Here is a 22,282-nt window from a genome sequence, read left to right on the forward strand (position 1 = left end):
CGTTGGCTCGAAGGATCTTCCCCCGAGCGTCCGCGTCAACGTGGTGCTGTGCGAAGAGGTCAATGTACCCGAAGGGGAGGATCCGATTTGCTGGATGCTGGTGACCACCTTACCGATCGATACCGACGCAGACCTTGTGGATCGGGATGCAACGCTGCCACGACCTGTCCAACGCATGGAACACATTCGGACCAGGAGCCAAAAACATATCACCGGATTAGGATGTGGGGTACAACGAGCGCTGCGCGGGCAGGGGTGGTTGGATACCTAAACACTGTGTTCGTCACAACTTAAAAACCCGCCAACAGGCCGATTGCTGATTGTCTGCAAATCCGGACCCTGAGGAAGATGGCGACGGACTGCGGGGTTCAACTTGCCGTTGCGTCATGCAGGATTAATCCAGTTCCTGCTCGTTAAGGTCATCGATGCAATAGAGCTGGTCCACCGTGCGAAGATAGATTCGACCCCCTGCCAAAGCAGGCGACGCCCATGACTGCTGATCCAGTTCATTGGCAGCAAGCAGTTCGTACCCATCGCCAGCGGAAAAGACATGCGTGGTGCCATCGGAGTCGAGTGCATAAACACGGTTGCCGTCGGTCCACGGCGACGCCCAGAATGCTCTGGCACCACGAACCCGCTTTCGATAGGCCGTCGTTCCATTCGAGATGTCAAGGCAGTGCATGTTGCCCGTTCGACGTTCAAAAAGATACATCTTTCCATGGCAAATTGTGGGCGATGCCATCTGCATGTCTGCTTTCTCGATCCACCAATCGACGAATTCACTTTTCGAAGCATCCTCGGGAGGAGTGATATCGCCGGATCCACCGGGTTTGACACAAAACAGCCTCCCTCCGCCGTCGTCTTCGCCACCGCGGTCTCTGAACTCGTTGCCGACGAACAGACGGTCGCCGTGAGCAATCGGCGTTGCCGAACTGCGGCCCTTGGCCATGTCGAGCTGCCATAGCAGTTCTCCAGTATCCAGATCGTAGGATCGGTACACCATGCCGCCAACAATCAACTCGTTGCGTACCGAATTACGCCAAACCATAGGGCTGCTGTACTGCGACTTTTCGTCACGGGAAACTCGCCAAACCTCATCACCCGTTTTGCAGTCCAATGCGACCAAGAAGGAATCAACTTGATTGTCAACTTGTATAAAAATCCGACCGTCAAATAGAGTTGGCGAACTGGCCGTTCCCCAATCCGCTCGCATCTCATAGACGCCAAGATCCTTTTTCCACAGCACGTTGCCTTGTAGGTCCAATGCGTAGACGCCATTCATCCCAAAATAGGCATAGATCCGCTGCCCATCGGTGATGGGCGTTTCCGTGGCGTAGGTGTTCGTGCTGTGCCTCGGGATCGGTGGACAACCTTGCTTGCATGTCGTCTCCCACAATTGGCTACCAGAGTCGACATCGAAACACATCACTTGAAAACGATATTCTGTGCCCATCAGATCGTCCTGCCGATAGCCATCGCCCCCCACGCTCTCTTCTGGTCCGGTGCCTTCCGTTTCGGCAACGGGCACGGCAGAAGTCAAGAAGATTCGTCCGTCCCAGACGACTGGTTGCGACCACCCTTCGCCGGGAACCGGAATCTGCCAGCGAATGTTATGAGTTTCTCCATCTTCAACGGACCATCGCAACGGCAAGGGCGCCGAGGAAACCGCGTTCGCGCCGGATCCGCGGAATTGCGGCCAGTTATCCGCGAGCGTCTCGATCTGGAATCCGAAGAGGCTAACAACAGCAACGCACCCCCATAGCGGCATGTTCCATTGAAGATTTCGGTGCATTCGCATCTTGGATGACTCTTAAAAGAGGGAGGTTGCTTGGTTTTGAATTATCGACACCCGTCAAGCAAACACTCTTTCACCGTTTCACCCGCATTCTGTGCATTTGGCCCAAAGCCAGAAAAGGGGATGGCGATTCGCCACAGTTCAGGCGATGATTTCCTTCACCACGCGGCTTGGTTCGACGCCAGTCAATTTCTGCTGGAGACCCTGAAACGGAAAAGTCAGTCTGGTGTGATCGATTCCCAACAGATGCATCATGGTTGCGTGCAGATCGCGAACATGAACCGAGTCTTCGATCACGTTGTAGCTGAATTCATCCGTCTTGCCATACTCGAACCCGCCTTTGACACCGCCGCCTGCAAGCCACGCGGTGAAACATCGTGGATGGTGGTCGCGGCCGTAATTGTCAACCGTCAAATTGCCTTGGCCGTAGACCGTTCGGCCAAACTCGCCAGCAAACACAACCAGCGTGTCCTCCAACAGATTCCGCTGTTTCAAATCGGTCAGCAAGGCGGCGGTTGGTTGATCAACGTCGCGACACTGGCCGAGCATGTTTTCGGGAAGCCTCGAATGATGATCCCAGCCACGATGGAAAAGCTGAATGAAACGCACGTCACGTTCAGCCATACGCCGAGCCAACAAACAATTCCTCGCATAGGAACCGGGTTTGTCGATATCGGGCCCATACATCTCCAGCGTTTCTGGCGTTTCGTCGGAAATGTCAGTCAATTCGGGAACAGACGTCTGCATTCGAAACGCCATTTCCTGCTGAGCGATCGTCGTTTCGATCTCCGGATCGCCAATTTCAGAGTAATGTTTTGTATTCAGTTCGCTCAAGGAATCGAGCATTCGGCGTCGGATCTTCGCATCGACACCGGAGGGGTTTGACAAAAATAGAACTGGATCGCCAACCGCTTGGAAACTGGTTCCCTGATGTTTAGAAGGCAAGAAACCACTTCCCCACAGCCGTGAGTAAAGTGCTTGAACGTTGACTTTGCCGCTCCAAAACGCGGAAGGTAAAACCACGTAGTCCGGCAGGTCTTTATTCATCGTGCCGATGCCATAGCTCAACCAAGCGCCCATGCTGGGTTTGCCTGGAATCTCCGATCCGGTGCAAAACGAGGTCTTGCCGGGGTCGTGGTTGATGGCGTTGGTATTCATCGATCGGATGAAACAGAGCTCGTCCGCATGACCCGAAAGGTGGGGTAGCAATTCACTCATCCAAATCCCACTGTCGCCTTGCTGCGAGAACTTGAACTTAGACGGCGCGATCAATTGGGACTTGCCTTTGGTCATGGCCGTGACGCGTTGCCCCATGCTGACCGATTTCGGAAGCTCGGTTTTGAAGAGTTTCACTAAATCGGGTTTGTAATCGAACAGGTCAATCTGGCTGGGGGCACCGGCCATGAAAAGAAAAATAACCCGCTTTGCTTTGGCAGGGAAATGGGGACCTCTCGTTCCACCTGATATCGAAGCGGCCCCCGCCGGGGTCGCAAAGCCTTGGCTGGCGAGGAGGTTGGCAAAGGCAGCGACGCCCAATCCCATACCGGCGTTGGTCAAAAAACGCCGCCGATTGTGCGACGAATCCATTGTTTCAGCGGATGCCATGATTCAATCTTTGGTTTTGGTGATATCAAGGTTGTAGACAACATTGCCGAGGATTGTCCAAGCGGCAACTTCAGCATTTTGCTGGGCCGTCGATTCCTCAGCCGACCATTCGATGCCTTGGCAAAGCTCATTGGCAAGTGCTGGATTGGCGGAGTACTTTGCTTTAAGATCAACAAGCAACTCTTCCAAGACGGCTTTTTCGTTCTTGTCGGGCAGTCGGGCTGAGACCGTTTCCCAAACGAAATCGAGTCGCTGGCCGGCGGGTTGCTTGAGCGTGAGGACTGCCAACTCGCGAGCGGCTCTGAGATACTCAGGTTCGTTTAATAGCAACAACGCTTGCGTGGGCGTATTGGTTCGTTCGCGTCTCGCAATACAGGCGTCTCGAAGCGGTGCGTTCAGGATCGTCATTTGCGGCGGTGGCATCGAACGCTTCCAAAAAGTGTAGACGCTGCGACGATGAGTCGCTTCGCCCGTGTCCGGCTGATAGCGTTCGCCAATCATCGAGACGGCCTGCCAGAGCCCTTTGGGCTGAGGCGGTTTCACACTTGGGCCATACATGTTGTCGGAAAGCAGGCCGCTCGTTGCAAGGATTTGATCACGAATCATCTCCGCATCGAGCCGATAGCGAGATCCACGGGCGAGTAAACGGTTCTCCGCATCGGCCTTGAATTCCTCGGGTGTGGCAATCGATGACTGACGATACGTCTTCGACATGACAACCTGTTTCAACAGCGCTTTGACATCCCAGCCCGATTCCCGGAACGAGACCGCCAGATAATCGAGTAGTTCCGGATGAGAGGGGACGTCGCCTTGATTGCCGAAATCCTCCGAGGTTTTGACGAGTCCTACACCGAAACATTGCTGCCAGAACCGATTGACGGCCACGCGGGCTGTCAGTGGATTGCTTGGGTCGACGAACCATTCAGCCAAATCCAATCTCGACGCCACCTCACCCGATTTTTTCAGTGGCGAAAAAAACTTGGGAGTGTTCCTCGAAACTTCTGCTCCCGGTGCATCATACTGACCACGCTGCAGAATAAAGGTTGGCCGGATCTCCTCGCGTTCTTTCATCACCATCGCTTTGGGGATCGATTCGTCGAACTTTTCTCGTCCCTGCTCTAGCCGTTTGGATAACGCCAACAGTTCCTTTTCCGCCTCAACCTCCGCGGCAAGCTTCTTCAGTTCTTCAAGTTGAGCGATGGCTTGATCGAATTCATCAATCCGCTTTCGCTGATCGGGCGTCGCCAACGAAATAAAGGGAGGCTGCAAGCCCATTTTCGGACCACGCCCAGAAACGGTTTCCGGCTGTGCGTCGATGTTGTTAAAGAACGCCGAGAGTGAATAGAAATCTTGTTGCGTGATCGGGTCGAATTTGTGATCGTGGCACTGGGCACAATGAACTGTCAGCCCCATGAACGCTGTGCCTACCGATGTCACGCGGTCGATCACATTTTTTGAAAAACTTTCTTCGGGCAACGCGGTGCCAACGTCGATGATCAGATGCAGTCGATTGAAACCCGAGGCGATGAGTTGATCTTGCGACGGATGCGGGTACAAATCTCCGGCCAGCTGATAACGCAGAAAATCATCGTAACCAAGATTGGCGTTGAAGGACCGGATCACCCAGTCCCGATAGGCAACATGGTTTCGGTAAAAGTCTTTGTGCATGCCGGCGGAGTCGGCAAATCGTACGAGGTCCAACCAGTAGCGACCGACGTGTTCTCCGTACTGTGGCCGCGACAACAATCGATCAACAAGTTGCTCCCAGGCTTGATCGGGAGATTGTTGTTGCTCATCAAGGAATTGTGCAATTTCAGCTCGCGTGGGTGGCAGGCCCGTCAAATCAAACGTGACTCGCCGAATCAACGTGCGCGAATCGGCTTCTGCTGCAGGCAACCGCCCCATCGACTCCAACTTCTTCAAGACATGCAAGTCGATTGTCTGCTCACTCCAGGATGGGTCCTTGACGACGGGCACGTCGGGCAGCGCCGGAGGTTCGAACGCCCAGTAACCTTCATACTCGGCGCCCGATTCAATCCACCGCCTGACTAAGCTAAGCTCCTGTTTCGAGAGTGGCTTCAAATGGGAGTCCGGTGGCGGCATGATCTCGGATTCGTCGTCAGTCGTAATCCGGTTCCACATTTCGCTGTCGGCAACCGAGCCAGGCTCGATCACAAACCCAATGGCCCCCTCGTCGCCGCCGGGCTGGTCCAGACGCAAACCCGACTCTCGAGACTCAGCATCGGGGCCGTGACAAGCAAAACAGCGATCGGAAAGTAGCGGACGAATGTCTCGATTGAAAGAAACCTCTTGAGCCGACACCGAGTGGGGACTCATCAGCAACACAAAACCCAATAGGGCTATCGTTTTCGTATACATCTTCAACATGTTACAGGAATATCCTCCACTCCATTTCGGCTGGGATGCCTTGGTACGCCGATTTTAACCTAGATCTACCCCAGGGTCATCCTTGGAAAGACATCACAGCCAGCTTGATTGAATTTGGAAGGGCTCGTCTTTCCCGGTTGGGATTTCCCGACTTTCTTAGATCCCGATGGGGTAACATGGATCGGGCGATTCTGATCCCAGAGCATACGACGATGCTGTACCCCTGGAACGGATCGCCTTTCGCGTCCCGCCCCGCGTAAACCGCAAAGACCCGAATGGCCAAAACGGTTGTCAGTCCAGGATTGCGACCCTCGTGATCTGTCACACCTCCTTTCGGGGTTGCCGCGAATTTGTAGAACGGACTTCGAGTCCGTTCTTTGTTGACCGAAATGACGGACGGGAAGTCCGTCCTAACCCAATTCTTAGCTGTGACCAGCCACTAGCCATGTTCGTTTATCATGACTACAACCGGAGACTCCGATGACATCGCTGTCCCTGTTTTTCTACCTATTGGATTGGACATGAATCACCTCATTCGAACCGCAGCCGTCTTCTGGTTCATTGCCAGTTTCCTGGGCGTTAGTGAAGCACAGCCCCAGAACGGCGAAGTCCCGCGAGAGTCGGAGCGTTTCCCGAAAGGCGGCCTCTTGATCGAGGCGGAACACTATGTTTCTCGTCGTCCCGACGATGATTCCTTCGCTGTGGTCATGAATGATCAAAATGCAGCAAGTGGTAAAGCCGTTTCTCGGTTGTTCCCCAAAGAAGGACGCTGCGTGTATCGCATCGACTCTGCTGAACCGGGAAAGCACACGATCTGGCTGCGCTACGCATCTCTCCATCCACAGAGGTTTCGCTTCTCTGTTGACTCCAACCCGCAGCAAGCGGACCTTCCCGCGACCGGTTCGCTTTCAGGCGTATCGGCTTGGAAGTGGGAACCGCTGGGAGAGTTTCCACTTGAACAACGGACTCATGAGCTAACCCTGTATGGATCTCCGATACGCATCGACTGCCTATGGATCGGCCGGGAGGGTACTCCACCGAGTAAGGAGCAGATCGCAGCGATGCGAGTTGCTGGGGTTCGTTCTCACCTTGACGATCCAATCGAGCCGATCACCCCTGTCTGGCTTGATGAATTGGAAGACTATCGACTGCCACGGTGGTATGACGAGACGCGTGTCTGCGCCCACACGCGATTGAGTTGGCCATGGAGATCGTCGGATCTCGACTTATTCGAGAGAGCGGGGCACCACTTCGCCTCCCTTGGATTCAGCCAAATCGCTCGACATATTGTTTCGGGAAGCGAACCGGCGTGGTGGCAAAGCAGTGTCGGTGAATCCTTTCCCGAAACGCTCGATACGAATGTCGCGAAACAGATCATTGATGAAGCGCATGCGGCGGGCTGCCGAATCATGGTCTACCACCGACACATGGAGGACAAATACGTTGCGGACCAGCATCCTGAGTGGACGGTACGAGACATAGACGGAGAGGTCGTCGAGAAGCGGGGCCCCAAAGTCTGCTTCAACACGCCCTACGCCGATTTTGTGAAAACTCGGTTGATCGAGCTAACCCAAATGGGAGCCGATGGCTTCTATTTTGATGAAGTCCACATGCCGAAGCCGTTTTGTTGGTGCAAGAACTGTCAGCAACGATTCACACAGGAAACCGGGCTGCGTTACCCGACCAGCAACAACCCTTTCGATGTACATTACCAGAAAGCAATTGAGTTTAAGAACGTCACCATCGAGCGAGTGTTTCGCTCTTGGAGAAAAGCGATCCATGAGGTCAACTCGGATGCGGTTCTGTTGATTGGATCGAACACGTACCCGCAAATGTTTGACCGACATACGACACATCGGCTTTACCGGATCAGCGATTCGATGAAGACGGAATTCTCGCTGCCGATTCGCCCCACGGCCAATCAGCTTTTTGAGGGTAACTCCAGCCTTGCCAAACCCGATGATGATGTTCGCTTGGCACTTGGCTATGCGATTGCTCGCGACGCATGCGATGGCCGCCCACCTCATGTTTGGATTCATGGACTCCCCAACGCGACTCACGCTAAATTTGCAACGGCGGGCGTGATTGCTCACGGTGGGGTCGCCAACCTGGATCACAACGAACGAACCATCCCGGATCCGGGGTTGTTTCGTGACGCCGTCGCTTTGGGCAATCAAATGGCACCTGCGTTTGCTGGGAAGCGACCCTATCGTTGGGCTGCGATCCACTACAACGAATATGCTCGCGACCACTACCTGCCGGACCAAGGACTCGCCTGGAAGCACGTCTTGGGTCCAACCTACGAAGCTTTCCGCTTCTTCTTGCGAGCGCACCTTCCGGTGAGCATGGTTACCGACAGCCAATTGGAGCAGGGGCATCTCGATGGCTATCGGGTGCTCTGCTTACCCAGTCGCGACCACCTCACGACACGCATGCAAGGATCGGTCGATCAATTTCAGCAAGCGGGTGGTCAGGTCGTTTACTTTGACGATACGGCGGACGCGAGTGAACGGCTCGCACAAAGCGTGGCTTCTGTGGAACCGCCGAACGTGCGAGTCCAATGCAACCTGCCAAAAGTGCATGCGATTTACTATGCCGACCCGTCAGAGAAGCAAATGACCATCGCACTGGTGAACGATTTCTCCTGGGTATTCACTGGCGCGAAGACCTCAAAGTCCGGTAAACTGATTGCAGGGATTCAAGAGCGAATCGATTGTCCGCTGCCACCGAGATGTGAAAACGTGTCGATCGTGATTCGCGATGCCGACAGAGTTTCTGAAATCCGCGACGCCATGACCGGCGAGGAGTTGTTACGATCCGAAAGCGAAGACACGTTCAGCGTCAAGCTTGCCCCCTTTGATTGCGTAACCGTTCTATCGGTTAAGATGAAATGAATCCAAGAACGATACCGCGAGTCCCGGAGAAGTAGGATGGCCTTCCCTTGCGATCAATCGTCAAACCGAAAAAATTCTTATCCCAAAAAATCAAGATCATCATGAAATCTTTAACGAAAATCGCCTTGGGGATTCTATGCGGATTCCTCACCTCATGCGGCCAGGTCGCTCAAGCACAAGACAAGCCGAACGTTGTCCTCATTTACATCGACGATCTTGGATACGGCGACCTTGGGTGTTACGGGTGCACGGACATACCGACCCCCAACATCGATCGGCTGGCGAAAGAAGGCGTTCGCTTTACCGCGTCGTACATTACGAATCCGCCCTGCTGTCCAAGTCGCTGCAGTCTGATGATGGGGCAATACGGGCAGCGTTTCGGAAAGTATGGCATGTCTCGCGGGCTGCCGATCCCGGAAGACCGACCGACGCTGGCTAGGTTTCTGACAGAACACGGTTATGTGACCGGTCAGATCGGTAAGTGGGACATTGGGACGCAACGACAGGGACCGCTGAACGTTGGATTCACGGAGGTGTCGAAGAATCCGCCGAGGAAGAAGTCCAACACAGGCGGACCCTCAAAGTACTTCTGCGTCGATGAAGGTGGCGAAACGGTTTGGTTGACGGACTACGATGGCGATTTGATGACGGGCTTCATTGAACGTCACAAATCCGATCCGTTCTTTCTCTATTGGTCGCCGCAAGCCGTCCACTCCTCCAACAAGGAAGTGCCGGAGAGACTCACTGATCGAACCAGCGCTCCGAACAACCGCAGGAAACTGGCTGGGGCGATCGTGTCGGTCGACGATCAAGTTGGGAAACTGCTCGAAGCGCTCGATCAGGATGGTCTGCGGAACAACACGCTGGTGATCTTCAGCAGTGACAACGGAGCCAATGGAAGTGAGGGAGGATCTTCAAGGCCGTACACTGGTGGAAAAGGACAAGGGACTCAGAAGGAAGGGTGGGTTCGCGTTCCGACCCTCTTCTCCATGCCAGGCGTGCTTCCCGAGGGAAAACAGTACGACGGACTGATTGCCAACTTTGACTTCTATTCCACCATCGCTTCCCTCACGACGCAGACAATCCCGCAGCACTGCGACGGAGTGGATTTGTTTCCCTATCTGTGTGGCGAACAATCAGGTGACGCCCACCAGTACCTGCACTGGCTGAACAACGAACCCGGTGACGCCGTCCGCCGGCACCTGATCGCCGTCCGCTGGCAGGATTGGCGGTTGTACAAGAAGTACGATAAGGATCCGTGGCAGTTGTTCGATCTGGAGTCCGACCCACGGGAAGAACACGACATCGCATCACAGCATCCCGATGTCGTCACGCAAATGGCTGCACAGCACGAAGCATGGACTCGGACACTCACGCCCCTCGGAGAGATTCCAAAGATTCGTACTGGAGAACCGATCATTCCAACGGGTCACGGTTGGGCGTTTGCACCCGGAAAGGACAATGATTGAAAACGCTTTGACAGCCGAATACGGAACTTGCGAAGCGTCCCTCGGAGTTCCTTCGGCTGTCCCTGCTTCGATTCCAGGTTGGTCGGAATCGACTTCTCGGGCCCGGACTATTCATCCGTCCAAACCTATTCCCCGCAACTCCTTGTATGCAATCAGCTGACATCGATTGAGTAAAAAACAGACTGCGCACGTTGGAGTCGTAGGCTTTAACCGATCCCGCAAGGATCCAGTAGGCAATCGGCTAAAGCCTACCACTCCAACGAATAATCTGGGCTGGAAAGTCGCCCGGTCAATATGCCGGGTAGTGATAGTTAAACCGTCCTGAGGGGGCGGCGTCCCCATGGAGGTAAAAGCTCATGATGTTCCCCTCGGTCTGCATGTTATCCGACCACTTGAACTCGAAGCCGTCGACGATCTTTGCGGGTGCGAGTCGAGCTTTTGGAATCCGCAACTCAAGGTGCGTGCCACTGACCTTGAAATCAACCGCTGCAACCTCATTCCACTTCCATTGACCGAGAGAAGATTCCAGGATCGCCTTGCCATTGCGCGGAGCTTTACGGTTGATGACAAAATCATATCCTTCCCAACCGGTGTTTTTGTCTCGATCGACGTCTATCAATAGCATCATCCACTTGTCGCAAGGAGGCGAAATCTCGGTGGTCGTCTCTGCGTAAAAGTACAGGCATTCCGCATCTCGGCCAACTCGACTGATCACGATGTCGTTACGTCCGCTATCGTCTTTGTACCAGCTACTTCCGTAGCCTCGATGGTCACGAGGTGCAATCACGTCTCGGTGGTCTCGGAAGATAGGTTTCACGCGATCCCATTCGTCGAACGATCCATCAATGACGGCCGTCATCGGCTCCGAGGGCGTGTGGGGTGCCGAAACGCCTTTGAATCTGCGTACGTTGTCAATGAGTTGATAGTAGTAATTGTCACCATGTCCGCCCTTCATGGGTTCAATGTCGCGACTGTATTCCTGGTTGCACTGATCGGGCAGTGCGTTGGTCGTCCCTTGCCACTCCTTATATCTTCCCGCAGTCCATTCATTCCATCCGGTGACAAAAATCAACTTGGGATCGACTTGAAAAGCTCGCTCCCACTGCTCTTGGAAATTGAGCCCACGGTTGACTGCGTCTGGCCGGCTATCCATCCCACTTCGCTGTGTGTAGCTGCGCCCGAACACTTGCATGATGTCGTTCATCGCAGCGGGGGTCAGGGAATCGGTTGCGTTTTGGGCGACACCGACTGTCAGCTGTTCAAACTCGCCCGGCGAGCATTCGACGTACCCGTTCTGTGGATAGAATTCCAGCCAGCCCCAGTGGTCGGGCCGGGAAGGCCCTCGGTTGTACGACGGCTGACCGGGGCGGAACGTAAAGTAGTCTTGCACTTCCTTGGAAAGGTTGTCCGGATAACCCATGATCAGCGGCTTGCCCTCCCAGTCGAACCAGAGGTCCCGGTAGAGCCCTTTTTTATAGATGTTCTCGTAGATCTTCGTAATCAGTACCCGGGAGTTGTCCAAAGGACTGAAAGGGCACATAAAGGCAATCTGAGGTGCCCGCACGCCATCGTCTCGCGCCTGCGACCAAACGCGTCCCAGCGCATGAAGAGCGTCATCCCACATGAACGTATGGTTGGTGCAATCGAAAACGACGACGTCCACCCCAGCATCGGCCAGCATTTCCGCGTGTCTCCTCAGTACCCAGTCGTCGGTGCTCACATAGTAACCAAAGAGAGGCTCGCTCCAGTGATGACGTCCGCCCCTGGTCCAGACGGGATGTTCGTAATCATTGCTCGCATCGGGGTTACGAGACAGGATGCTCTCCACGTTGACGGGCTCCACGTCAATAAATGGCGACGTATGCCAATTCCAGTAGAACATCGCGATTTGCTTGTCCTTCCTGCGGTCCCCCGCCCTCGCGTGATCAGCGATCTTTCGCCCGAGTGCGTCGGTGGCGACCCATCCATCCGCGATGTTTTCTGGCAGGCCTTGCCCAAACAAACTTGCCGAGAGTATCGGACCGAGGAGCAAGAACGAAAGGATCCCAAGGCGACAGCAAATCATGGAACGGGCCCGACCTCTGCTGCGAGTTGATCACAGCGATGGCGGAGTTGAAGTAGCAGTTCGGCGTACTCGGGATTTTCGGCCAGGTTGTGCAGTTGATCGGAGTCGGTTTGAAGATTGAAAAGCTGCTCAAATGGTGGAGCAGGGTCAATGTATCGCGTGTAGCTGTGAGTCGTCGTCCGTACGCCAAGTGTGCGCGGGATGCGTCCCCTGTGGCCATAGGGATGATCGTAGAGAAAGTCTTCTCGCCAAGCTGCTTGTGGGTTCTCGGCCAGTTGGGTCAGGTCTCGACCCGTCATCGAATCGGGGATTTCCAGTCCGGCCAACGCGAGCATTGTAACCGAGAAGTCGGTTGTGATGACCATGCGGTCGGTGGACTGACCGCCGTTAACGCGTGGGTCATAGAGGAACCCGGGAACTCGCAGCGACGGCTCGTACATCAACCACTTTCCGGCCAGGCCATGTTCGCCGCTGAATTGTCCGTTATCCGACGTGAACAGCACCGCGGTGTTTCGATCCAGACCCCGCTGCATCAACTCGTCCATCACGCGGCCGACGCCGAGGTCCATGCTGGCGATCGAACGATAGTAGTCACGGATGGTCTTGTCGTGTCGGCTGGGACTGCTCAGCAGCGTTTGCCCGGCCGGCCAGCCAAGCGACTGCTTGACGATTTCCGGTTCGCGATCCGCATTGGCCTGAGTCGCGGCGGTGGGGAACCGGATATTGCCAGGCTTGATCGCACCGGCAAGCGACGGATCCCAATCGCCAAACGGGCTGTGGGGCGATTTGAAGAAAAGCATCATGCAGAACGGGCGACTTTTGTCGCGACCGTCAAGGAACCGCTTTACATGGAGCGGTGTCACTTGTGAGTCGACATGGATCGGTTCCACCAGGTTCTCTCGACCAATGCGAACGCTGTGGCCTGCTTTCCCACGTGAGTCCGCCGGACAGTCACAGAGATCATCAAGAGGTCGCGTGAATCCGTCGAAGTTCACGTAACGGCAATCCGACTCGTGAAAATAGTTCGTCTGCTCAGGCTGCCCAGCCCAGTAATCGAAGACGGCGGCCCCCTGGTGAGTCCGCTCGGGTGAATCGCCAACACCCCACTTTCCGAAAAAGGCTGTCTGGTAGCCGGCATGTCTCAATCGACCGGGCACCGAGTCTGAGAGCTGCTCCGGCGTAAAGGACTTATAGAAATCATCGATACCGTGGCGAGCGGGGTACTGACCCGAAAGGAGGTTGGCGCGATTCACGGCGCAAATGGAGGTATTGACGAAGCAGTTCTCGAAGATCAAGCCGGCCCGTGCCAGTCGGTCGAGGTTGGGTGTCTGAATTGCTTCATTGTCCGCGTAGCCGATCGCGTCACAGCGTTGATCGTCCGTGAAAATCATCACGAGATTGGGGCGGCCAGCGAGAGGGTTCTCGTCAGCTTGCCCACGATTCGCAGCGGCTAAAGAAAGAAGCAACCCAAGAACGAGAGTTGTGTTCCATTTCATATTTAATGGCATTTTGAGCTTTTGAGGGACGTTGACACCCGGTGTATTGTAACGTGTCCAGCCCGGGCACCTAGCGAGCAACGGATGTATCACTTCCGCGGTTGGTGAACAACGGCATCGGTTAGGTCGACGACAGCTTGTCTGACTTTTGCCAGATCAGGCATGTTCTTTCTTCGATTCGCGCAAACCCACTTGCTGGTTTTGACGGTTATGGGGGTCGACACAGCAAACAGGGTTTCATCGATGAAACGCTTCAAGCATGGCGAGCTGGTTTGATTGCGAAATAGCGTCTTAGACGGCCGAACAGTTAGCAAGGGTGTCGACGGCAATGGAGTGCAATTCACATGATACACAAATTTCGATTCAGATCGGGTAGCGACTTGGCGTCCGCCAAACTGCTACCCATTTTCCTAACGCTTCATCTGGCGTTACTCGCGGTCCTGATCAGCGGTTGCGCCGCCAGCCTGCGGGCAACATGTGCGCCCTATGAAGAACTGAAACGACGAACGGTCCTTCGTTGGGCTGCCGAACGCCAGGCCAACCGGATCTGGAAAGACTGTCACCAGCAACGGTACCAGCAGCGTGATGGTGCTGCTGCGGATGCGAAACACGGGTTCGTAACCGCGTATGTCGAAACCGCTTTAGGAACTGCGGATTCGCCACCACCCGTTCCACTGCGACCCTTGCTAAGCCGCCACACAATCCATCACACGTACCCTTGCGCCAGCGACTGGTACGACGGCTACAACTATGGACAAGCGGCCGCATTGTCACGAGGCGTCGATCGATGGCGACTCGCGGAAATCGATCCAGCGCTAATGTGTTCGCCGTGTGAGTGTTCAAACTCTTCCCTTGGCGTGCCCATCGAATATCCCATCGAAACCGACTCGATGATGGATGAGCACCCGGTTCCTGAATGGCTGTCATCCACGGAACCCACCGTCTCGCCACAGTCTGATTTAGCGATCGAACCGGCAGCGATCGAACCAGTAGTGATCGAACCTCAATAGCGTAGCGGTCGGATTCGATAGAAAAATTTTTCCCAATTTCGCTCATGGCATGGAAGCCAAGATGATGCAATCACACGAACAAAGATCAGTCGCCGGTCGACGAAACGAATGTCTAGCTGGACAGCGCCAATTTGAGAGCGGCAAGGCGTTAGCCGCCGGTCATGCCCACGAAATACCGGCGGCTAGCGTCTTGCCGCTCCAACCGAGATTAACTCAGAAAAAAACGGTAAATCGCGCACAAAGTGGCGTCGTCCAGCCAGCGTCTAGGATGTTCGCTTGGGCGGCAACGATCGTGATCCTCTTTTCCACCGGATGCACTTCATTGCTCACGCCCATGGAAGGGACACCCGTATCGCACCTGCCTGCTGAACTGCTTGGAATCCGCCGTAGTGAGTACGTAAACGTGCCCGCGGTGATGTTAGCGGTCCAGCCTAGCGATCATTATCAATTGGATGAAGGCGACATTCTGGGCGTGTACATCGAAAGCGTTTTGCCATTCTCGAGTCCCACGGCGATTCCGCAACCTCCTCCGGTGCACTTCCCTGATTCGGACAGTGTGCTGCCACCCTCGGTGGGGTTCCCGATCGCGGTGCAAGAAGACGGGATGCTGTCTCTACCCTTGATCGATCCGTTCAGTGTAAAAAGGATGACGATCGATCAGGCTCGAACAAAAATCAAAGAAAAATACATTGAAAAAGATGTCTTGGCCTCGAAAAACATCGTGCCAATCGTGACGCTCATTCGAGAAAGAACCTACAATGTCACTGTCTTGCGAGAAAGTGCTCGTCAAGGGCTCAGCCCAAATGACCAATCGGCAAGAGGCACGCCCCTCAAGTTGCCTGCCTACCAAAATGATCTACTGCACGCATTGACGCTCACCGGCGGTTTGCCTGGAGTGAATGAGAAGAGTGAGGTGACAATCTTCAAGACTTCGCGAATCCCTCTCCATCTTCGCACACAGCTGATGGCAGAATTGGCATCAGGGTCTTGCCAATGCATCGAACAGCCCGAACTGGAGTGTTACAGCGCGGATCCAATGATGATCGACACAGGCGTTGAGAATCAGTACGTTATCAAGGTGCCCCTTCGCGTACCGCCGAATCGGCTGCCGACGATCAATCCACGAGACGTTGAATTGGCCGAAGGAGATATTGTCTATGTCGAATCAAGAGAAAGCGAACTGTTCTATACGGGCGGTTTGTTGCGCGGCGGCCAATTCCCAATTCCTCGCGACTATGACCTGGACGTGCTCGGTGCAATGGCGCTGGCTGGGATGGGCATCGATAGTCAAGGCGGCTCGGCCGGCGGCATCGGTGGAGGAGTTGCGGGACTCGGCGGCGCAAAGCCAACCCAGCTATTCGTGATCCGCAAACTTCCCAGCGGTCGCACCTTTAACATCGCGGTTGACCTGCAGTTGGCGCTAAACAGTTCTGCAGAGAACATCTTGGTCCAACCTGGCGATACGCTCGTCCTTCGATACAAACCGCACGAGGAACTGCTCAACTTCGGTTTGGGAACGTTCTTTACCTACGGCATCAGTCAGCTGTTCAACCAGAATCGATAGTTTCGCAAAACGTGGAGCCAAGTTGTGCGTTCGATTGCCGCTGCCCGCGAAACAAATCGTTCCGTTTTGAATACGTTGTTTATCTGGCTCATCCCGCGGAAGCGCGCGGAACCCAGACTCGAGGTTTTGGAGGTTTGGCTCCAGTGTCCAATGATCTGTTTGAAAAGAGTCCCCGACGGACGGTCGTCCGCCGGGAACCGGTAGCACCATTGGCGCACCGTCGACCGGGATATCCCTTGTCAAGTTGCACCTCTGCAGAGCTCGACTCCGTTTCTCCCGGCAACCGCACGATACCAAGAGAAAATAGCTCCTGCAAGCAATGATTGGACACTGGAGAAATGCCTGGAAAACCTTCTGCGCACGCTTTCGCCGAATGAGCCGTTTATCATGAAGCGAAGTCGTCGCTACCTCTCCTTTTGGAGATGACGGCGGCTCGCCCAAATTATCCATGACCGATGTAGGCCGGATCAAGTAAATGCTTGCCGTGCCGGAACTTCGGTCGCAAATTGCTCGTCATCTCTGCTCGCACACTGCGCATGAGGACAAAGGCATTGACGCCGCTCCGGCAACACGTGCGACCTTGTTGCCGGCCTACGTGAATCATCCTGACTAACCGACGGGAATGCGTTCTTGGCTCTTGCCCCCTCGCGATCCTTGGGATCGACCTCCTCCGCGTACGTGTTCGAGGCGACATCGCGAAGCTCCAACGGACAAACAGCTTCAAAACGGCTCGACCTCGAAACGGGACGAGCGGAGCCAGTTTCCTCGGGTGCTCCGTGATCGCACCCATTCTGCATCTTCACCTTCCCTGCCTCGATCAGACCAAGCGATTGGATCTTCTTGTTTCTTTACGCTAACCTAATAGGACCGAGTTGGATAAACGGCGAGAAACTAGACGTCGCGTCGTTTGACGTACGCGATGGCGTCCCTATCGTTCCTGGAAAGAGAAATCGAAGATGAACCAATCGAAGCTCCACGTTTCGTTTCGGAACTGGGTTGCGGCTTGCATCGTGCTCGCCGGCTCGGCAACTTGCGTCTCGATCACGCTTGCGCAGGATGTTCCGAATCCATTTCATCCCGCCGACGAATCGGCCTCGGCGGCAAGTCGGGATGCGAAATCGGACGGCGAGGCGCCAGCGGAACTCACTGAACGCGAGCTTAAGCTGGCAAATGAGCTGAAACTGCTGCAACGGTCGGAAGCGGGAATGGGGGCAAATCATCCAGCTCTCGGCGATGTGAAGCAAAGAATCGCAACGATACGAGAAGAGCTTAACGTGCTTGCCCGTGATCCAGGGAAACGCACGACCTCACAACGCGCTGAGAAGCCCATTTCGATTGCCGAACTAACCGATCAACAGCTCCGCTTGCTCGTACTGAAAATGGCAGCCAAGATCGAGCAGCTTGAAACGCGTGTCAGCATTTTAGAGCGTCAAACGGCAGTGCACTGAAATCCAGGCCGATCGCCGATTTCCGCCGTGGATCAAGGTTTTGATAGGCACAATGTCGTGGTAGTTTCTAGCGGACCGTCAAGCTTAAAACTGCGAGTTGCGACGTAGTGGACTTCGCCAGAAGTCCCGTAAGAACATTTGAGTTACGGATTTCTGGCGAAATCCACTACCCTAAAACTTAATGCTGACGGTCCACGAGACTTTCGATCAACCCGCCTTGGGGCCGAATTGCTTCATCGGACGCGGCAATGCCGCTGGACCTGAAATGTGGACCGATTTTCCTGACGCTTGCTCCTGTCGTTGAGGCCACGCTCGGGTAAGGCGACCGGTTCGCGATTGACACGCACGAACAACCTCCTCCGTAGCATCTTCCTCAACTTTTAATTGAGGTGCCCGATTCAATAAAAAGATCACCACCACGGTCGTGGCGGCAAAAATGCAAGCGATTACGGTAAGATAAAGGAGCATAAGTCTGCTTCCCGAGCCTATAACGATGAGGAGAGTTGCATTGGGATAACAGCTAGTCACTGCCAGTGCAATACCAATTATGCACTATCTTAAGCAATCGGCGCGCCAAGCCCGTCGACAACTGCAAAAATTGCTCAACCCGATATCGGGGGGATCGTAATGAAAATCGCGGAAATCCCGGTAAAGACGCGACCCGGGTGGGCAATCCAGACTCGACGGAAACGAAGCCATCGCTGATTCGAGCTGCAACAGCTGGTGATTTCTACCAATTGCTCGCAAGGCTGTCTCAAATTGACACTGGATCATACGGAATGCGACTGATAGACGCCTCATCAACACCAAATGTCCACTGGGATTAAGGTGACCGGTAATGTCAGACTTCATCGTTCTGGTTACCTTGTAGGGCGATTCCTCCACCTTTCTCGATCTTCCGATCTCAATCTGAAATTTGAGTGTTGACACCCTGCTTGAGCGGGGTATCGTGACAAGCGAGTGACTTCGTGTACAGCATCGGATGTGAGATCTTGGTTTAAAGACAACTTCGCTGATCCACAATGAAAAAATCAAGCAGAAAAAGACGCCGCCGGATGACGCCCGTCGGCCCTTCGGCACATGCCCGTTCAAGTCAGGCGATGTCGGGCGCAGTTCAGGCGCCGCACCCGGCCAGCGGCGGAAAACCGTCGGTTGCAGCGGATCCCAGGCTGGGCAAGCCGATTGCGGACGACTACTTGATGCAGCCTCCCTCAAGACGTGTTTGGTTAACGTCGATCCTGCCTGCCGCCGCCGTATTTTTTATCGCAATGTTGTACGCCTACCTGCCAACGCTTCGTTGGATGGAAGATTCGTGGCGAAACGAACCTGATTACTCTCATGGCTATCTGGTGCTTCCTCTAGCTCTGTTTTTGTTATGGAGTCGTCGTGATTCGGTTCCTCCGATGCGATCGGTTATCAGTTTGGGTGGCCTACTGCTGATAGCAGCCGGGATTGGTATGCGTTGGCTGGGACGACTGGTCTATGCCGATTTCCTCGACGGTTGGTCGATTTTGTTGATGGTGGCCGGTGCGATTTGGTTCCTGCTCGGATGGCGGATGCTCCGCTGGAGTTTGCCGGCCGTGTTGTTTTTGTTTTTCATGATTCCGCTGCCCTTTCAAGCCGAAAGCTTGCTGAGTTGGAAATTGCAGGGCGTCGCGACTCATGTAAGCACGGCGATGCTGCGTGTGTTGGGCCAGCCCGCGGTCTCCGAAGCGCACATCGTTTGGGTCAACGACGAGCGGCTCATGATTGAGGAAGCATGTTCGGGTTTGAGGATCTTTATCGGTGTCGCCGCACTCGCATTTTTTTGGGCGTCGATGGCAAGCCGCACCTGGTTGGACCGTCTGATTATCCTGGCCGCAACCGTCCCGTTGGCCATTTTCGTCAACGCACTGCGCATTGCTTCGATTGGTGTGTTGTATCAGTTTTTCAGTGATCCACAAATTCGCCACACCATTCATGATGTTTCTGGGTACATCATGATTCCTGTCGCGTTTAGTTTATTGTGGCTCCTAAAAACTTACTGGGAACACCTTTACCGTCCGATCGAGCAGCTGACGGCAAAGGATTTCTTGAGTTCCGCTGGGCTGCAAGGCTCCTCGTAGCGTGTGAACACTCTACCCGTTGTATGACGCTGCGGGTTTGAAACCCTGTTGACGCTTCCTCATTCAGGTCGGCCGAATGAAATCAGCCACTTGATAAGATCCAGTTTTAGTGCCGGCGCAATCATTTTTACAAATTTGCAACCACGATGAACGATCATAAAGCAACCAGTGGACATGCGGGGCGAATCGCTCCTCCACCCCTTCCCACGGCGGTGCCCAGCAAGTCGATCGCGGCGACGAGTTCCGCCGGACAATTTGATCCGTGGTTAATTTGGCACACCTTTCGCCGATGTTGGCCGTGGGCGCTACCTATCGGAATCATCTTGGCGGGCGCTGCCGCGCTGGCTGTCCAACGAACGTTTGTTCCCGAATACCGCGCCCAACATCTGCTCGAAGCCAATGAAGACTACGTGGTATTTCAAGGCGTCATGCCGATGGTGAAAGATCTTGCAAGGACGGAAACGTCTCTGTTTTTCAATCCCATCGTACTCGATCCGGTACTGGCCGATCCTGAGAATCGCATGGCACCCAGTCTTTCGGATCCCGAATCGGCAGAGCAGTCCTTGCAGCGAAATTTAAGCGTCGCCAGCGGCGGGACTTCCACACGCTTGGTCGTCAGCTACAAGGATACCGACCCCGAGGCGGCGGCGCTCGTCTGTAACGCGGTCGTGGAGTCCTATTTGCGGCAGCGTGATTCGTTTGACAGCACCCGTGTCAGTAACCTGGAACGCTGGCTCGAGCCAGAAATCCAGCGTTGGGAACGTGAGGTCAGCGACCGGCAGCGAGTGGTCCAGAGTCTGAGTGAGCAAACGTTGGGCTATTCGCCTGGCGAACGGGTTTCGACGCTGGAAGATTCGAGCAGTTTCTCCTTGATGACACGACTGCGGCAACAAATCGCCGAACTAAATGTTGAGATTTCGGTCCTCGATGCTCAGCAGGCGATGAAGGACAGTGGGGTTTTGGTCTCAGGCGATCCAATGTCGGACTCGTTGGTCATACCGGAACCAAGTGAAGGCGAGATCGCAAGCTGGGTGAATGCAGACACAGACGTTGTTGAAGCCAAAAGCATGATTCAGCGCTACAAGTCGATTGCGATGAACATGGAAGATAGCGATTTAGTTCGAATCCAAGGGGAATACTATCGCGAAACATTGGATAAAGTAAAAAAATGGGAACAGACGCTCGAGGAATCGCGGCAAGCCGCTCGTGTCGTCGCCCTAGAAAAGCTAAATGAACTGGCCAAGGATCAATTGGAAAGAAGCCGTATCGAGGCGAAGTTGCAGCAGCAGCTCGGTGCACAAGATCGCGTTGCGAGCAAACAGCAAACACGTCAACAGCTCCAAATGAAGTTGGATGTTCTGAACAAGCAATACGAAGAAGAACGGATCCGCATGGAACAGTTTGGCGGTGCGACTGCCGAATTGCAATTTGCTCAAGAAGAGTTAGCGGTCGCCAATGATGTGCTGAAAAAGCTTCGCGATCGAGTGGCTGCGATTCGGACCGAGCGAAGGCAAGATGGGGCGGTCCGTACTCTCGCCGCCGCAACGCCGCCACGAACTCCCATTGAATCGTTGCCGGTGAAGCAGATGGCGGTTTTCGGCGGTGGCGCCCTGATGATCCCATTCCTGTTAGGCCTGTTGTGGGAATTGAGAGTTCGGCGTGTAACCGACAGTTCAATGTGTACGTCGCTTGCTGTCGTTGGCGAGGTTTCCCGATTACCGTCGGGGCCTCAGTCGTCGCGAAGTCGACGCGTGTTCGAGGAGAGTATCGATTCGCTTCGATCCAATTTGTTTTTATCGACCGAATGGAAAGACACGCGGACGATCGCGGTCGTCAGCAGTGTGTCGGGGGAAGGGAAGAGCAGTGTGGCGTCACAGTTGGCTCTATCGATTGCCAAAGCAACCGGCAATACGGTGTTGTTAGTGGACGCCGACTTGCGTTGCCCTGACCAGCATCGATTGTTCGGCTTGGAAATGGGCCCTGGTTTGTCCGCCGTTCTTTCGGGCAAGGCAAAGTTATCGGATGCCACTGACAAATCCCTCGGAGACCTCGTGCATCTGTTGCCTGCTGGGCCGCTAAGTTCCAGCCCACACCGATTGATCAATCCCGACACGATGCGTGCCTTCATCAGTCAAGCATTGAAGCAGTACAAATTTGTCGTCGTCGATACCGCACCGGTCCTTTCGGCAGGCGAGTCCTTAGCGGTTGCTGCGTCCGTCGATTCGACCTTGTTATGTGTCATGCGTGACCTCAGCCGAGTTGAAACCGTTCAACTGACCACACGGCGGTTGCAGGCGGCGGGAGCCACGTTGACAGGGACCGTTTTTAGTGGTGTTACCGCACGGCAATATGCCTACCGTTACGGCGACTATCACTATGCCGTAAGCAGCAGCGAGGCTCATTGATGCCTTTGCTAGATAAAGTATTTCGTGTTTTAACTCAA

Annotated in this window: 13 protein-coding genes; 8 read left to right on the forward strand and 5 right to left on the reverse strand. The window is 54.5% G+C overall.

What is annotated here, in order from left to right; translation table 11 throughout:
• Window positions 1-271, forward strand: a 271-nt coding sequence (locus Poly41_RS35290; RefSeq protein ID WP_231616111.1) for a hypothetical protein, incomplete at its 5' end; no start/stop codon positions are given.
• A gap of 123 nt (window positions 272-394) precedes the next feature.
• On the opposite strand, the gene Poly41_RS31535 is transcribed toward Poly41_RS35290, so the two are convergent.
• The 3 genes from Poly41_RS31535 to Poly41_RS31545 all read right to left on the reverse strand — a co-directional run bounded on the left by Poly41_RS31535 (window position 395) and on the right by Poly41_RS31545 (window position 5,737).
• Window positions 395-1,798, reverse strand: coding sequence for an outer membrane protein assembly factor BamB family protein (locus tag Poly41_RS31535; protein ID WP_146531358.1), 1,404 nt, complete (start codon window positions 1,796-1,798; stop codon window positions 395-397).
• 138 nt (window positions 1,799-1,936) lie between these two features.
• A complete protein-coding gene (locus tag Poly41_RS31540) occupies window positions 1,937-3,400 on the reverse strand; it encodes a DUF1501 domain-containing protein (RefSeq protein ID WP_146531359.1) in 1,464 nt (487 codons plus the stop codon).
• A gap of 3 nt (window positions 3,401-3,403) precedes the next feature.
• Window positions 3,404-5,737: a PSD1 and planctomycete cytochrome C domain-containing protein gene (locus tag Poly41_RS31545; RefSeq protein WP_231616114.1), complete on the reverse strand. Its 2,334-nt coding sequence runs from the start codon at window positions 5,735-5,737 to the stop codon at window positions 3,404-3,406.
• A 572-nt stretch (window positions 5,738-6,309) separates the two neighbouring features.
• Here Poly41_RS31545 and Poly41_RS31550 point away from each other — a divergent pair.
• Together Poly41_RS31550 and Poly41_RS31555 are read left to right on the forward strand one after the other, a co-directional pair.
• The gene (locus tag Poly41_RS31550; RefSeq protein ID WP_197231902.1) at window positions 6,310-8,682 is read left to right on the forward strand and encodes a hypothetical protein; all 2,373 of its coding nucleotides are present in this window, start codon (window positions 6,310-6,312) and stop codon (window positions 8,680-8,682) included.
• Window positions 8,683-8,783: 101 nt separating this feature from the next.
• Window positions 8,784-10,151: a sulfatase family protein gene (locus tag Poly41_RS31555; protein WP_146531362.1), complete on the forward strand. Its 1,368-nt coding sequence runs from the start codon at window positions 8,784-8,786 to the stop codon at window positions 10,149-10,151.
• Window positions 10,152-10,440: 289 nt separating this feature from the next.
• Here Poly41_RS31555 and Poly41_RS31560 read toward each other — a convergent pair whose 3' ends face one another.
• Window positions 10,441-12,216 (reverse strand): hypothetical protein, encoded by a 1,776-nt coding sequence (locus Poly41_RS31560; protein ID WP_197231903.1) that lies wholly within the window; start codon window positions 12,214-12,216, stop codon window positions 10,441-10,443.
• Window positions 12,213-13,712 carry a sulfatase-like hydrolase/transferase gene (locus tag Poly41_RS31565; RefSeq protein ID WP_197231904.1) on the reverse strand — a complete coding sequence of 500 codons (1,500 nt, stop codon included), beginning with the start codon at window positions 13,710-13,712 and terminating at the stop codon, window positions 12,213-12,215. The genes Poly41_RS31560 and Poly41_RS31565 overlap by 4 nt, the downstream gene beginning before the upstream one ends.
• Before the next feature lie 344 nt (window positions 13,713-14,056).
• Between Poly41_RS31565 and Poly41_RS31570 the strand changes: the two genes are divergently transcribed.
• The 5 genes from Poly41_RS31570 (at window position 14,057) to Poly41_RS31590 (ending at window position 22,244) form a co-directional block, all read left to right on the forward strand.
• The gene (locus Poly41_RS31570; protein ID WP_146531364.1) at window positions 14,057-14,722 is read left to right on the forward strand and encodes a hypothetical protein; all 666 of its coding nucleotides are present in this window, start codon (window positions 14,057-14,059) and stop codon (window positions 14,720-14,722) included.
• 292 nt (window positions 14,723-15,014) lie between these two features.
• The gene (locus tag Poly41_RS31575) at window positions 15,015-16,286 is read left to right on the forward strand and encodes a polysaccharide biosynthesis/export family protein (protein WP_231616112.1); all 1,272 of its coding nucleotides are present in this window, start codon (window positions 15,015-15,017) and stop codon (window positions 16,284-16,286) included.
• Between the two features lie 956 nt (window positions 16,287-17,242).
• On the forward strand, window positions 17,243-17,734 hold the full coding sequence (locus tag Poly41_RS31580; protein WP_146531365.1) for a hypothetical protein: 492 nt from the start codon (window positions 17,243-17,245) through the stop codon (window positions 17,732-17,734).
• Between the two features lie 1,022 nt (window positions 17,735-18,756).
• A complete protein-coding gene (locus Poly41_RS31585; RefSeq protein WP_231616113.1) occupies window positions 18,757-19,839 on the forward strand; it encodes an exosortase/archaeosortase family protein in 1,083 nt (360 codons plus the stop codon).
• A 146-nt stretch (window positions 19,840-19,985) separates the two neighbouring features.
• Window positions 19,986-22,244 (forward strand): polysaccharide biosynthesis tyrosine autokinase, encoded by a 2,259-nt coding sequence (locus Poly41_RS31590; protein ID WP_146531366.1) that lies wholly within the window; start codon window positions 19,986-19,988, stop codon window positions 22,242-22,244.
• Window positions 22,245-22,282: the final 38 nt, after the last annotated feature.

This window comes from Novipirellula artificiosorum (assembly GCF_007860135.1).
In the GTDB taxonomy this organism is placed as follows: domain Bacteria; phylum Planctomycetota; class Planctomycetia; order Pirellulales; family Pirellulaceae; genus Novipirellula_A; species Novipirellula_A artificiosorum.

What these genes read in the sequence shown, in the direction of transcription:
- Poly41_RS31535 (WP_146531358.1), bottom strand. Translation starts at nt 1,798, where the DNA reads ATGCGAATGCACCGAAATCTTCAATGGAACATGCCGCTATGGGGGTGC.
- Poly41_RS31540 (WP_146531359.1), bottom strand. Translation starts at nt 3,400, where the DNA reads ATGGCATCCGCTGAAACAATGGATTCGTCGCACAATCGGCGGCGTTTT.
- Poly41_RS31545 (WP_231616114.1), bottom strand. Translation starts at nt 5,737, where the DNA reads ATGAGTCCCCACTCGGTGTCGGCTCAAGAGGTTTCTTTCAATCGAGAC.
- Poly41_RS31550 (WP_197231902.1), top strand. Translation starts at nt 6,310, where the DNA reads ATGAATCACCTCATTCGAACCGCAGCCGTCTTCTGGTTCATTGCCAGT.
- Poly41_RS31555 (WP_146531362.1), top strand. Translation starts at nt 8,784, where the DNA reads ATGAAATCTTTAACGAAAATCGCCTTGGGGATTCTATGCGGATTCCTC.
- Poly41_RS31560 (WP_197231903.1), bottom strand. Translation starts at nt 12,216, where the DNA reads ATGATTTGCTGTCGCCTTGGGATCCTTTCGTTCTTGCTCCTCGGTCCG.
- Poly41_RS31565 (WP_197231904.1), bottom strand. Translation starts at nt 13,712, where the DNA reads ATGAAATGGAACACAACTCTCGTTCTTGGGTTGCTTCTTTCTTTAGCC.
- Poly41_RS31570 (WP_146531364.1), top strand. Translation starts at nt 14,057, where the DNA reads ATGATACACAAATTTCGATTCAGATCGGGTAGCGACTTGGCGTCCGCC.
- Poly41_RS31580 (WP_146531365.1), top strand. Translation starts at nt 17,243, where the DNA reads ATGAACCAATCGAAGCTCCACGTTTCGTTTCGGAACTGGGTTGCGGCT.
- Poly41_RS31585 (WP_231616113.1), top strand. Translation starts at nt 18,757, where the DNA reads ATGAAAAAATCAAGCAGAAAAAGACGCCGCCGGATGACGCCCGTCGGC.
- Poly41_RS31590 (WP_146531366.1), top strand. Translation starts at nt 19,986, where the DNA reads ATGAACGATCATAAAGCAACCAGTGGACATGCGGGGCGAATCGCTCCT.